The sequence below is a fragment of the Rhizobium sp. BK491 genome (assembly GCF_014194925.1).
Classification (GTDB): Bacteria; Pseudomonadota; Alphaproteobacteria; order Rhizobiales; family Rhizobiaceae; genus Rhizobium.
Genome location: NZ_JACIAR010000003.1, coordinates 596976 through 609029, shown reverse-complemented (window position 1 = coordinate 609029; position 12054 = coordinate 596976). Strand labels below are relative to the sequence as shown.

The following is a 12054-nucleotide window of genomic DNA, read 5'->3' as shown; positions in this document are numbered from 1 at the left end:
AATTGGACATGGCAGAACTTTTGACTGAGATTGCCGGCAGCGAAAACATGTTTGGCGAAGGCAGTGCACTCGATGCCCTTATCGGCTTCTATCGCGCCTTCAATACCGCCGACCTGGAAGCACTCGCTGCCAACTGGGCCGATGGCGACAAGCCAAGCATGGAAAATCCGATCGGAGGCATCCGGCGCGGATGGTCGTCGATCCGTGAGGGCTATGCGAAGCTGTTTCGTGGAAAGGCGAAAGTCCAGGTCGCATTCCACGATTTTACCAGCCAGGGCGGCGATGACTGGCACCTGTTCGTCGGGCGTGAGAGGGGAAGTTGCGTCACGGCCGGCAGGAGTATCGAGCTTCGCATTCGAACGACACGCTGGTTCACCCGGATCGACGGCGTCTGGCGTCAGCTTCACCATCACGGCTCCATCGAGGAACCTGCCCTGCTTGCTGCCTATCAGGAAATCATCTTCGGCGGACCATTAGAGCGGCCGGCGTAGATGTTGTCACGAGATTTTGGCCCTCTGCGCGCTACCTTGCCCACATGGCGCCAAAGTTTGACGCGAGTTGGGATTCATGAGGCATTTTCTGCTGTTGCTCGCCAGCCTGTCCATTATCTGCCTGGGGTTATTTGCACCGCCGGCACATGCCGAGGGATTCGTTCGCGCCGATCATCAGCGGATCGTCGACGGCAAGGGCAATCCGCTGATCCTGCGCGGTCTCGGCCTCGGCGGCTGGATGGTGCAGGAAGGCTACATGATGGGCCTTGCCAATCTCAAGGCGCAGCACGTCATTCGCCACCGCATTTCCGAAATCATCGGCGAGAAAAGGACCGAGCAATTCTATCGATCCTGGCTCGATAATGCCGTGACGAAAGCCGATATCGACGCAATGGCCAAATGGGGCTTCAACAGCGTGCGCCTGCCGATGCACTGGAACCTCTTCATCGAGGACAAGCACGGCAGAAACACGTCCAAGAACATTGTCTGGAACGAAGAGGGCTTTCGGCGGATCGATCTTCTGATCCGCTGGCTGAAAGCCAATGACATGTACTTGATCCTAGACCTGCATGCGGCACCTGGCGGCCAGGGTCACGACATCGCCATTTCCGACCGCGATCCGGACAAGCCCTCGCTCTGGCACAGCGATGAGAACCAGGCAATGATGATCGCGCTGTGGACCGAGATCGCCCGTCGCTACAGGGACGAGCCGACGATTGCGGGTTACGACCTGCTCAACGAGCCGAATTGGGGTTTTCAGGACAAGAAAGACAAGGGTGGCTGCCGGGAGACCGAAAACCGGCCGCTGCGCGACATCTATCGGCGCACTATCAGCGCCATCCGCGCGATCGATACCAACCATATGCTTATTATCGAGGGCAATTGCTGGGGTAACAATTATGCCGGCGTGCTGCCGATCGATGACCGCAACACGGCGCTCAGCTTTCACAAATACTGGACACCGACGACGCAGGAATCGATCGAGCCTTTCCTGAAGCTGCGCGAACAATATGACATGCCGCTCTGGAACGGTGAATCCGGCGAAAACAACAATGAATGGTATGCCCGCGCTGTAGAATTGCAGGAGAAGAATGGTATCGGCTGGTCGTGGTGGCCATTGAAGAAGATGGGTGCCGGCAATCCGCTGGAGATCAAGGCCAATGCAAATTATCGTCGCCTGATTGCCTATCTCCGCGGCGAGGGCAAGAAACCTTCCGCCAGAACCGCCTTTTCCGGGTTGATGCAGCTTGCAACCGACAGCCGCTATGACAGGAATATCCATCATCAGGCCGTGGTCGACGCCTTGATGGGACCATCGCGTAAATCAGGCACGGCCGAATAGGATCAGTGTCAATTCATTGGCGCAAGAGACTCCATGTCTTCAGGAATCCAGCTATCCCATCGCATGCCTGATGGTTTTAGAGAGGCGCAGGAGAAACATAGGCCGGGACGAGGCCACAAGCTTCCACGAGAGGATAGTCTTTGCCATATCCCTGGGCAGGACGCCGACGGAAAGAAACCATCCGGCCAGCATCAGCCGGCGCTTTCGCGACGCATTCATCTTAAGACAGGCAGCCGCGCCGGCCGCGGCTAGAGAGAGTCTGGAATCATTCGCGACAGGATGCTGGTCCCTGTCGATGCAAAGCGATGCCAGACGCTCCTCCAGATGCACGGGGTCGTGGAGGCCGGCATCGTCACGCATGTTCAGTCCGATCTCGCTTGCCTGATCCGACAGGGCCTCCAGCCGGCGGAAATCATGTTTTATCCGCCAGCGCGCGCGCTGTCCGAGCTTTTCGGCGAAGACAGAATGATTTGCACCATGAATACGATAGGCGCCGAGGCAATCTTCGATGGAGCTTACCTCACCATGAAGCGGCGCAACCGTGGCAAGATATCCATCCGCTCCCTGCCGAAACTCCGACTCGGGCACCGGCATGACCTTGTCCAGCACCGAACGCTTGAATGCCAAACCGCTGGTGACCGTCGTCTGATAGCGGCCTTTCCGCAGCAGTTCCGGCGTGACGTCGCCGGAATCGAAGGGCAATTCGACAGGCGGGAATACATCCTTCACCTGCATTTTCTCGTCAACGATATGCAGTCTGAACTGCACCTGTGCTGTCCTGTCCTCCCAGGCTTCGACAACTTCCGATACTGCGTTCGGATAAAGATAATCATCTGCATCGAGAAACAGCACGATCTCGCCATGGCTGGACGTGAAGCCTGTGTTGAACGCGGCAGCATGTCCACCGTTCACCTCACGCAGACATGTCTTTATTCGGGAGCCATAGGAGGCGATGACATCAGCCGTCGCATCGGTCGATGCATCATCGACGACGATGACTTCAGCTTCATCGTAATCCTGTTCCAATGCGCTATCGATACTGCGCCTCAGAAAATGCGCGTAATTATAGTTCGCAATGACGATAGACACGGGAACGCGGTCTTGGATGGAATGCATCGCATTGAACCTCGCAGATCTGCTTTGGTTGCGGCGAACCTTCTCATTCAGGTCCTTATGGATGAGCGCGCTGCAAACAGGGATATGCGGTGATGCAGGCTGGTGCCTCACGAACATATCAAGCAACGGCTATTGGATCATGCCGATCCATCTTGCCGTTCCAAGCCTCACCAGTTTTATGGCTTTTGAATGACCGACACACATGATGGAAATTTCACTGATCCACTCATGCGATAAAGCCCGAAGCGCCAGCTATGCCTATCGCGATCGGAGTATTCTTTCCTGTCCGTGAAACGGCATCTGCAACATAGATGCTGCTAGATGCTGCGCCTCACCTCAACTGACGCATAATCCTCCATGCAGAAGGAAGACAAAATGAAGCCCGCGCGAGGCGGGCTTCTTCAGCTTTATTCTGCCGCGCCGGCGGCCTTCGTCCTGCGAGTGCGCTTCGGCTTTGCAGCTTCTGCGGCAGCCGGTGCGGGAGCTGCCACAGCAGCCTTTGCCCGGGTAGCTCTCGTCGACGTCTTGGCGGCAGCGGGCTTGGCGGCAGCCGGTTTTGCCGCTGCGGGCTTTGCCTTGGCTTTCGCTTTGGACGTTGTTGCCTTGCCTCCCGTCTTTGCCGCGTTCAGGAGTGCGACACGACGCTGGCGGTTCTGCTCGAGAGCCTGCTGGAAACCAACATCGTGTTCCGCATGATAGGCGAGATCATCGAGAAACTCAGCCACGTCCTTGATGGTATCGACGACGACATAGCTCAAGCCGCGACCGGCATTGATCGAGTCACGACCGACCGTTACACCATATCCGCCTGGAACGCGCTGGAACCAGGTGGAGCGCCACTTCCTGAAGCCAGCCGCGTCGCGCTCGTACTCCTCCAGATATGCCTTCTGCTCCGCTACTCGGGCACGAAATGTATCAACAACGTTCCGCGCACCAGCCTTCGGCTTGTCAGCCTTTTTGGAAGTCCATTTCTCAAGAAAGTTTGCCATTGATCTGATCTCTTCAGGTTAGCGTTCCTTGTCACGCCGCCATCACTTCAAAAAAGCTGACGGAGCTCCTCCACAGGGATGCCCGCATATATGTAAAGGATAGATGTATAATGGCAACATAATCCGTTATTATTGCGGGGCAAATCGCCATTTCGGCCGCCCTATTGCCGCCTTTTCGACCCCGAAGCGCAAATTTCCTATCTTTTCCTTCGCTGGGACAGGCCGCCTCTCGTTCCGATCTGGAACTTCGACACCCTCGTGCTGCTGCGATACTCGCTTCGAAGTAACCCGCGACAGTATAAAACTTGTGCCGTCTCGACAATTTATTGATAGCAGCTAGCGCTGACCGCTATTTTGTTGTCCGGCAAATTCATAGGTATTCATCGATGCGACCACCTTCGTCAGGTCGCCATGCCGATCGAACAAGAACTTTGTTGCAGCATCTTGATCGAAGCTATCATGTTCGTATGCCGCATCTTCAATGCGGATATGATTGAGCAGACGTTCTGGAAACAATCGACGAAGACGTCATAGACGCGAGTACCGCCAGCGCCAGCGCGCTGCCTCAATAAAGGCTACGGCACGCTTCAGCGGTTGGCGGGGATCTGCGGGAAGACGCGGCGATAAAGGACCGGACCGCGAAAGGGGGTTCGCCCCTCGTAAACGGAACGCTCTCACGGCCGGTCCCACATTCCCGCGGGCCAGGCCCGCAAGAGGCGGCGCTTTTGCGCGCCCATTGCGGCAATATATTGGCTAAGACTAAAAAACGGCAGCTTGATAAAATCGCTTCCCATCATCATCTCGCGCAGAGATAGTAAACTCAGGAGCCCTCACCGCACATCGCCATCTTTCTACCGGCAAGACACTTCCATGATGACAGCAAAATCAATCCAGCGCTCTTCCATCGAGACGGCACGCCTCCGCTTGCGCCCTACCTCGGCCATCGACGCTACACGCGCATTCGAAATCCAGAGCGACTGGGCCGTGACACGTATGCTGAGCAACGCCTCATACCCTCCGGACGAAAGCGATATCAGAGATTGGTTTTCCAGCCATGGACGCGAATGGGCCGAAGGCTCCGCCTATCGTTTCGCCATCGAACAAGAGGAAAGAATGATCGGCATCGTCGACGTCGATGGCATTACCGGGAGTGAGGGCAGCCTTGGCTATTGGCTGGAAAGGCAAGCCTGGGGAAAGGGCTATGCCTTCGAGGCGGCGCGAGCACTGATCGGCTTTGCCTTCCAGGTGGTCGGCTTGTCCAGGCTCGAATCCGGTCACGCATCCGACAACCCCGCCTCGGGACGGGTGCTGACCAAACTGGGCTTTAGGCCAGTCGGCAACAGAGAGCTTTTTTCACGAGCGCGCTGCGAAGCCATCGTCCAGTGCCGCTATATGCTTGAGCGTTAAGTGCCGCGACCCCATAGAAGACCCAGCGCGGCATCTTCGTGCGGCCGTAGTGGTCGGTCACCTATGACGGATGCCCCTCGGCCGGCTTCTGCTCGGGCGATTGTTTTGGCGGAACATTGCCGTTCTGCTCGGCACGATCGCGATGCAGAGCTGCGCGGGCGAGCAGCATGAAGGTGATCGGCGTCGTCACCGTTATGAAAATACCGATCAGCAGTTCATGAATGACGAGGGACCGCGTCGCGGTCGAAAAGAAGATCATCGACGCGATCATGATCGCGCCGATGCCGCCGCTCGTTCCCAATGTCGGCGCGTGAATGCGCTCGTAGAATGTTCCAAGCCTCAGAAACCCGATGGCGCCGACGAGCGTCAGGAAAGCGCCGACCACGAGAAGTCCGCCGACGGGGATCGCGGCCCACAGAGGTATGTTTTCAAATGACGCGCTCATTCGATCACCTCCCCGCGCATCAGGAATTTCGCTAAGGCAACCGTTGCGACAAAGCCCAGCATGCCGATGACGAGTGCCGCCTCGAAATAAACGACGCGGGCGGTTCCAATGCCGAAAGTCAACAGGAGCAGCATGGCATTCACATAAAGCGTGTCGAGTGCAATGATGCGATCCTGCGCGCGCGGTCCCCGGAACATACGAATGAAGGCGATCGCCATCGCCGCCACGATCATCATCTGCGCAATCGTAACGGATATCTGGATGATCGTGGCGCTCATGCAAAAATCTCCATCAGCAGGTTTTCATAACGGTTGGCGACCGTTTGACGCCATTGCGCCTCGTTCTCGAGATCGAGCACATGCAGCAGCACCGTGTTGTCGTTGGAATCATATTCCAGCCACGCAGAGCCCGGCGTGCTGGTCAGGATAACCGCAAGCAGCGCCAGCGGAATCTGATCCCGCACCCTGAGCTCAAGAACCACAAACCCCGGCATCGTCTTGCGCGAGCGCCCTCTCAGGATGATCCAGGCCACTTGTCCATTCGATTTCACCACATCGAAAACGACCCGAAAGAAGAGTTTGGGCAGCAGATACCATTTCCGCAGCCGCGGCTTTTCGGGTCGTAGCGATGCCATCCCCCAGGAGGCAAAGACCGCGACGATGATGCCGAGGATAAGCTGACCGAGCGTGAAGCCGCTTAGCAGCAGCCACATCAGGATCAGGCTCAGCGCCAGGAGCGGATAAGGCAGCATCACAGGCCTCCCGTCTTTGCCGGCGCGACCACGGCATTGCGGACTGCATCGACATAGAGATTGGGATCGCTGAGCGTGCGGATGGTCGCATCCATATATTGCATGACGGGGCCGGCCCAAATGGTCAGTGCCAGCGTCAATGCGAGCAAGCCCATGACCGGGAATATCTCGATGACAAGCACACGGGGAACAGTGCCCTCCAGCGAACTCCAGAATGTGCGTATGCCGGCCCGTGTCATGGCGATCAAAGCGGCAATGCCGGAAAGAATGACCAGCAGGATCAACGCCCATACCGCAGTGCTCGGCGGAATGCCGATCGCGCCGGTCCCCATCATGGCCGAGAGCATGGCGAACTTGGAGACGAAGCCGGAAAGTGGCGGCAGGCCGGCCAACAGGATGCCGCAGGCGGCAAAGCAGATGCCGAGCATCGCCATGGTGCCGGGCATGGTCACGCCATCGCCTTCTGCCGGCTCCTTCTCCTCGGCATCGCCATAGGCCTCCATCGTGACCGCGAGAACGCTGGCGCCCGCATCCTGTCCGCGCTCGACGAGCTCGATCAGCATGAAGAATGCGCTGATCGTCAACGTCGAGCTGACGAGATACATTAGCGCACCGGCCGAGATCGAGCCATCGTTGATACCGATCACCGTAACCAGCGTACCGGATGAGACCAGCACCGAAAAACCCGCCAGCCGGCCAAGCGCCTGCGACGCCAGCACACCGATCGTTCCGAAGATCAGCGTTGCCATCCCGCCATAGAGAAGCACGGTCGCGCCGAAGCCGGCGGACGGACCGGCGCTGAACAGCAGCATGGTCAGCCGTAGGATGACGTAGATGCCAAGCTTACTGAGAATGGCAAATACGCCCGCAACCGGCGCCGACGCCGCGCTATAGGCCGTCGGCAGCCAGAAGCAGAGCGGCCACATGCCGGCCTTGATGAGGAATGCGATGCCGAGCACGCCGGCGCCCGCCTGCATCAACATGCGGCGATCTGCCGACATTTCCGGGATGCGCATGGCAAGATCCGCCATGTTCAACGTTCCTGCCGTGCCATAGATCAGGCTGACGCCGATAAGGAAGAGCAGCGCGGCTGCGAGATTGACGGCAATGTAATGCATGCCCGCCTTGACCCGGAGCGGCCCGGAGCCGTGCAGCAAAAGGCCGTAAGATGCGGCCAGCATGACCTCAAAGAAGACGAAGAGATTGAAGAGATCACCCGTCAGGAACGCACCGTTGACCCCCATCAGCAGCAACTGGAACATGGTGTGGAAATGCGCACCGACCGCATGCCAACGCGCCAACGAAAATATCAACGCGGCAACGGCAACGATGGATGTCAGCAGCAGCATGAGTGCCGACAAGCCATCGAGCACAAGCACGATGCCGAAGGGCGCGCTCCAGTTTCCTAGTAGATACGCACGCTCTTGCCCCGGCGATCCGCCTTCTACACGGAAGAGCGCAAGCGCAATGCCCACCAGCAATAGCGTTGCAACGAGGCTGATGAGCGCCTTCAGCGTGCGCGAACGCTCATCGATGAACACAAGCAACGCACCCGCGACAAGGGGAACCAGGATCGGCGCAATGATGAGATGATGCGACCAGCCCGTCATTTCCGGTCACTCCTGCCATCGACATGGTCCGTACCGGTGAGGCCGCGTGAGGCAAGCAGTACGACCAGGAACAGAGCCGTTGTGGCAAAGCCGATAACGATCGCAGTCAGCACCAGAGCCTGCGGCACCGGATCTGCCAACGCGTGCGTTGCCGTGCCATCGCCAAGCAGCGGCGGCACATTCGTCTTCACGCCGCCGACGCCGAAGATGAAGAGATTGACCGCATAGGAGAGCAAAGACAGGCCGATGATGACCTGGTAGGTGCGCGGGCGCAGGATCAGCCAGACCCCGCAAGCCGTCATGACACCGATTGCAATGGACAAGATGAGTTCCATCAGTCCCCCTTTGCCTTGTCGGCATCGAGCGCACGCAAGCGGTTGATACGGATCGACTGGTGCGCAAGCGCGACGAGGATCAGAACCGTGGATCCCACGACGAGCAGGAAAACGCCGAGATCGAAGAACAGCGCGCTTGCCGCCGGAACCTTGCCGAGCAACGGCAGGTCCAGATACTGGAAATGCGAGGTGAGGAATGGATAGCCGAAGAACCAGGCGCCGATGCCCGTTGCCGTCGCGATCAGAAGCCCGGCGCCCATCCATCGCAGCGGCAGGATGCGGATGCGATCCTCCGCCCAACGCGTGCCGCCGGCCAGATATTGCAACAGGAAGGCGATCGAGAGCGTGAGACCGGCCGAGAAGCCGCCGCCCGGCGCGTCATGCCCACGCATGAAGATATAGACCGAAAGAGCGATCACGAAGGGGAACATCCACTGCATGATGACGGAGGGCACCAGCAGATAGTCGCGCACGGTATCGCCGGCCGAGCGCTCCGGCCGTTCCTCGTCGAAACGGTTCTGGATCTGCTGCTGCTCCGGCATCTCCATGCTGTCGGGCGCCGGGCGGAAACGACGCAGCAGCGCATAGACAGTCAAGGCGACGACACCGAGGACGGCGATTTCGCCAAGCGTATCGAAGCCACGGAAATCGACCAAGATGACGTTGACGACATTACGGCCGCCGCCCTTCGAATAGGCATTTTCCAGGAAGTAATTCGCGATGGCGTCAGGCACCGGCATGGTCATGACGGCATAGGAAATGAACATCATGCCGATGCCGCAGATGACGGCGAGCGCCAAATCGCGGAAGCGTCGGAAACGAGCGCGTAAATTCACCGTATCGTCAATCCCTTCTGTCCGCTTCGGTAGCCAGCGCAAGCCTAGAAGGATGAGCACCGTCGTGACGATCTCGACGAGAAGTTGGGTAATCGCAAGATCCGGTGCCGACAGCCAGATGAACGTCATGCAGACGATCAATCCGACCCCACCCAGCATCACCAAGGCAACAAGCCGATGATATTTGGCAAAAAAGGCAGTGCCGATCGCCAAGCAAATCCCGATCGCCCAGACGACGGCGAACACCGGATCGGCGCCTGAAAAGGCAAAATGCTTGGCCTCGAAGCCCGACAGATAGAGCGGCAGCAGGCCAGCCGCAAAGCCTGTTGCCACCACCCAGCGAAGCTGCGGCTGCAGCTTGCGCGTGCCGATCCGCTTTTCGGCTATTCGCGCCCAGTGCCAGGAAACCTCGACTAGCACCCGCTCGAAGATGCGCTGTCCCTTCAGGCGGCGAAAGAGGGGCGGACCGTCGTCACATCGCGAAAAATAATCCTTGAAGGCGAAATAGAACACCGTCCCGCCGACCAACGCGACAATGCTCATGATAACAGGCAGATTGAAGCCGTGCCAGAGAGAGAGGCTGTATTGCGGCGTATCGGCGTTGAGAACGCTGACGACGGCTGCCTGCAGGAAGGGCGCCACCGAAAGTGCCGGAACGATGCCGACGACCAGGCATACCACGACCAGAAGCTCGATCGGGAAGCGCATCCAGCGCGGCGGCTCATGCGGCTTGGCGATCGGCAGATCAGTCGGCGCCGGCCCGAAAAACACCGTCTGAATGAAGCGCAGCGAATAGGCGACGCTGAAGGCGCTTGCGAGCGTCGCCACATAGGGAAGCATGCGATCGAGGATGGAATCGGCATGGGTTTCGATCGCTTCGGCGAAGAACATTTCCTTCGACAGAAAACCATTGAGCAGCGGAACACCGGCCATGGCGGCACTCGCGACGATCGCAAGCGCCCCCGTGAACGGCATATAGCGGAACAGGCCGCTCAGGCGGCGCATGTCGCGCGTGCCGGTCTCGTGATCGATGATGCCGGCCGCCATGAACAGCGACGCCTTGAAGGTCGCGTGGTTCAGCATGTGGAAGATGGCCGCAACCGTAGCAAGCGGACTGCCGAGGCTGAGCAGCGTTGTGATGAGACCGAGATGGCTGATCGTCGAATAGGCGAGCAGCCCTTTGAGATCCTGCTGGAACATCGCGAAATAGGCGCCGAGCAGCAGCGTGATGATGCCGGCGGCCCCGACTATGTAGAACCACTCATTGGTGCCGGCGAGAACCGGCCAGAAGCGCGCCAGCAGGAAAACGCCGGCTTTCACCAGCGTGGCGGAATGCAGATAGGCGGAGACGGGCGTCGGCGCCGCCATCGCATTCGGAAGCCAGAAATGGAAGGGAAACTGCGCACTCTTGGTCAGCGCACCGAGCAGGATGAGTATCAATGCAGGCAGATAGAGCGGATGATTGCGGATGATATCGCCCGATGCCAGGATCCTGTCCAGATCGTAGCTGCCGACGATATGGCCGAGCAGGATCAGCCCGACCAGCAGGCAGAATCCGCCAATCCCGGTGGTCGTCAGCGCCATGCGGGCACCATCACGCGCCGCGGCGGTATTGTGCCAATAGCTGATCAGAAGGAAGGAGAAGATGCTGGTCAGCTCCCAGAATATCGAGAGCAGGATGACATTGCCCGACAGCACGATGCCGAGCATCGCACCCATGAAGGCAAGCAGGAAGGAGAAGAAGCGGGGAACCGGGTCCTCCTCCGACATGTAGTAGCGGGCATAGACAATGACGAGAAAACCGATGGCGGTGATGACGAGCGAAAACAGCCACGCAAAGCCATCCAGCCTGAGACCGAAATCAAGCCCCAACTGCGGCAGCCATTCTATGCTATAACGGACGACGCCGCCGTTTTTGACGGCAGGATAGAAGCTTGCGGAAATCAACAACGCAAGAAATGTAATGATGCCGGCAATCCAGGCCGGGCCACGCCGTGACTGCGTGCGCAAGAGGCATACGGAAAGAAGACTTCCGATAAACGGCAGAGCCAAAAGTGCTAAAATAAAAATAGGCCCGCTCGTTATCCCAAAACGTTGCTCCTTCGCTTGGCCGGATCATGCCAGTCGGCAAAAACCCCTGGAAATCCGCTATATTATGCCCTATATGATAGATATCGCCCAATATGGGCAGCTTGAAACCCTGCGTCAAGGTAAGATGGCGATGATTTTGACACCAGCGCTCTGCCGGGCGGCCCGCGGCTTCCTCGATTGGACGCAGATGGACCTTGCCGACCGTTCGGGCGTGTCGCGCAGCACGATCCGCGATTACGAGGGCAATCGCCATAGCCTGCATCGGGCGACGGAAGCGCAACTGCGACTGGCGCTCGAGGCCGGAGGCATCGCCTTCTTCCGGATCCAGGGGCACGAGATCGGCATCTGTACCAAGGCTCTCGCCACGGAGGGCCAAGCGCCGTCCCATACCGAGAGCTGCGAGATCCTGTCTACCGCCGGCGACAAAGCCCAGATCCTCCCTCCGAAGGCAGACCGATAGGATCGGCGACCGGCATCTGGCACGAGCAAAGCGCCGGGCGGCAGGCCTGTTCTCTATGAGGCAACGGACAACCCGTTTTGCCGCCCTGGGAAGCCTTGCCGGCTGTCGATCCGACTCTGCTCGCAGGAAGGTGAATGAATAGGCCCTCAAATCAGCCACATTCGCGCCGATCACCACATTC

Annotated in this window: 12 protein-coding genes and 1 pseudogene; 4 read left to right on the top strand and 9 right to left on the bottom strand. The window is 58.6% G+C overall.

Going from position 1 to position 12054, the window contains the following annotated elements; translation table 11 throughout:
* The first annotated feature begins 8 nt into the window (after positions 1-8).
* Both FHX05_RS17230 and FHX05_RS17225 read left to right on the top strand, forming a co-directional pair.
* On the top strand, positions 9-491 hold the full coding sequence (locus tag FHX05_RS17230) for a nuclear transport factor 2 family protein (protein ID WP_183873224.1): 483 nt from the start codon (positions 9-11) through the stop codon (positions 489-491).
* Positions 492-567: 76 nt separating this feature from the next.
* Positions 568-1833 (top strand): glycoside hydrolase family 5 protein, encoded by a 1266-nt coding sequence (locus FHX05_RS17225; protein ID WP_183873222.1) that lies wholly within the window; start codon positions 568-570, stop codon positions 1831-1833.
* A 51-nt stretch (positions 1834-1884) separates the two neighbouring features.
* Here FHX05_RS17225 and FHX05_RS17220 read toward each other — a convergent pair whose 3' ends face one another.
* From FHX05_RS17220 to FHX05_RS17210, 3 genes are all read right to left on the bottom strand, one after another.
* Complete coding sequence (locus FHX05_RS17220; RefSeq protein ID WP_183873220.1) at positions 1885-2949, bottom strand: glycosyltransferase; 1065 nt, start codon at positions 2947-2949, stop codon at positions 1885-1887.
* 407 nt (positions 2950-3356) lie between these two features.
* Positions 3357-3938: a hypothetical protein gene (locus FHX05_RS17215; RefSeq protein ID WP_112337363.1), complete on the bottom strand. Its 582-nt coding sequence runs from the start codon at positions 3936-3938 to the stop codon at positions 3357-3359.
* Positions 3939-4274: 336 nt separating this feature from the next.
* On the bottom strand, positions 4275-4454 hold the full coding sequence (locus tag FHX05_RS17210; RefSeq protein WP_162700996.1) for a hypothetical protein: 180 nt from the start codon (positions 4452-4454) through the stop codon (positions 4275-4277).
* Positions 4455-4808: 354 nt separating this feature from the next.
* Here FHX05_RS17210 and FHX05_RS17205 point away from each other — a divergent pair, with 354 nt between their 5' ends.
* Positions 4809-5345, top strand: a complete 537-nt coding sequence (locus tag FHX05_RS17205) for a GNAT family N-acetyltransferase (protein ID WP_183714156.1) — start codon at positions 4809-4811, stop codon at positions 5343-5345.
* 61 nt (positions 5346-5406) lie between these two features.
* Here the strand turns inward: FHX05_RS17205 and mnhG are convergent, their stop codons facing one another.
* Genes mnhG through FHX05_RS17175 form a run of 6 tightly spaced genes read right to left on the bottom strand, consistent with a single transcriptional unit; the run spans position 5407 to position 11407 of the window.
* Positions 5407-5790, bottom strand: a complete 384-nt coding sequence (gene mnhG / locus FHX05_RS17200; protein ID WP_183873218.1) for a monovalent cation/H(+) antiporter subunit G — start codon at positions 5788-5790, stop codon at positions 5407-5409.
* Positions 5787-6068: a K+/H+ antiporter subunit F gene (locus FHX05_RS17195; RefSeq protein WP_183873216.1), complete on the bottom strand. Its 282-nt coding sequence runs from the start codon at positions 6066-6068 to the stop codon at positions 5787-5789. The genes mnhG and FHX05_RS17195 overlap by 4 nt, the downstream gene beginning before the upstream one ends.
* Positions 6065-6541 (bottom strand): Na+/H+ antiporter subunit E, encoded by a 477-nt coding sequence (locus tag FHX05_RS17190; protein ID WP_183873214.1) that lies wholly within the window; start codon positions 6539-6541, stop codon positions 6065-6067. The genes FHX05_RS17195 and FHX05_RS17190 overlap by 4 nt, the downstream gene beginning before the upstream one ends.
* Entirely contained in the window at positions 6541-8151 is a 1611-nt protein-coding gene (locus FHX05_RS17185) for a monovalent cation/H+ antiporter subunit D (RefSeq protein WP_183873212.1), read from the bottom strand. The genes FHX05_RS17190 and FHX05_RS17185 overlap by 1 nt, the downstream gene beginning before the upstream one ends.
* Complete coding sequence (locus FHX05_RS17180; protein WP_015342763.1) at positions 8148-8486, bottom strand: Na+/H+ antiporter subunit C; 339 nt, start codon at positions 8484-8486, stop codon at positions 8148-8150. The genes FHX05_RS17185 and FHX05_RS17180 overlap by 4 nt, the downstream gene beginning before the upstream one ends.
* Positions 8486-11407 carry a monovalent cation/H+ antiporter subunit A gene (locus tag FHX05_RS17175; RefSeq protein WP_348648326.1) on the bottom strand — a complete coding sequence of 974 codons (2922 nt, stop codon included), beginning with the start codon at positions 11405-11407 and terminating at the stop codon, positions 8486-8488. Before FHX05_RS17175 ends, FHX05_RS17180 begins: the two co-directional genes overlap by 1 nt.
* A 70-nt stretch (positions 11408-11477) precedes the next feature.
* Here FHX05_RS17175 and FHX05_RS17170 point away from each other — a divergent pair.
* Positions 11478-11762, top strand: a pseudogene (locus FHX05_RS17170) (helix-turn-helix domain-containing protein); the annotation flags it as partial.
* Positions 11763-12054: the final 292 nt, after the last annotated feature.

Bases quoted from the DNA above. Each gene is read 5' to 3' on its own strand.
- FHX05_RS17220 (WP_183873220.1), bottom strand. From the start codon at position 2,949: ATGCATTCCATCCAAGACCGCGTTCCCGTGTCTATCGTCATTGCGAAC.
- FHX05_RS17195 (WP_183873216.1), bottom strand. From the start codon at position 6,068: ATGAGCGCCACGATCATCCAGATATCCGTTACGATTGCGCAGATGATG.
- FHX05_RS17215 (WP_112337363.1), bottom strand. From the start codon at position 3,938: ATGGCAAACTTTCTTGAGAAATGGACTTCCAAAAAGGCTGACAAGCCG.
- FHX05_RS17185 (WP_183873212.1), bottom strand. From the start codon at position 8,151: ATGACGGGCTGGTCGCATCATCTCATCATTGCGCCGATCCTGGTTCCC.
- FHX05_RS17230 (WP_183873224.1), top strand. From the start codon at position 9: ATGGCAGAACTTTTGACTGAGATTGCCGGCAGCGAAAACATGTTTGGC.
- FHX05_RS17180 (WP_015342763.1), bottom strand. From the start codon at position 8,486: ATGGAACTCATCTTGTCCATTGCAATCGGTGTCATGACGGCTTGCGGG.
- FHX05_RS17225 (WP_183873222.1), top strand. From the start codon at position 568: ATGAGGCATTTTCTGCTGTTGCTCGCCAGCCTGTCCATTATCTGCCTG.
- mnhG (WP_183873218.1), bottom strand. From the start codon at position 5,790: ATGAGCGCGTCATTTGAAAACATACCTCTGTGGGCCGCGATCCCCGTC.
- FHX05_RS17190 (WP_183873214.1), bottom strand. From the start codon at position 6,541: ATGCTGCCTTATCCGCTCCTGGCGCTGAGCCTGATCCTGATGTGGCTG.
- FHX05_RS17205 (WP_183714156.1), top strand. From the start codon at position 4,809: ATGATGACAGCAAAATCAATCCAGCGCTCTTCCATCGAGACGGCACGC.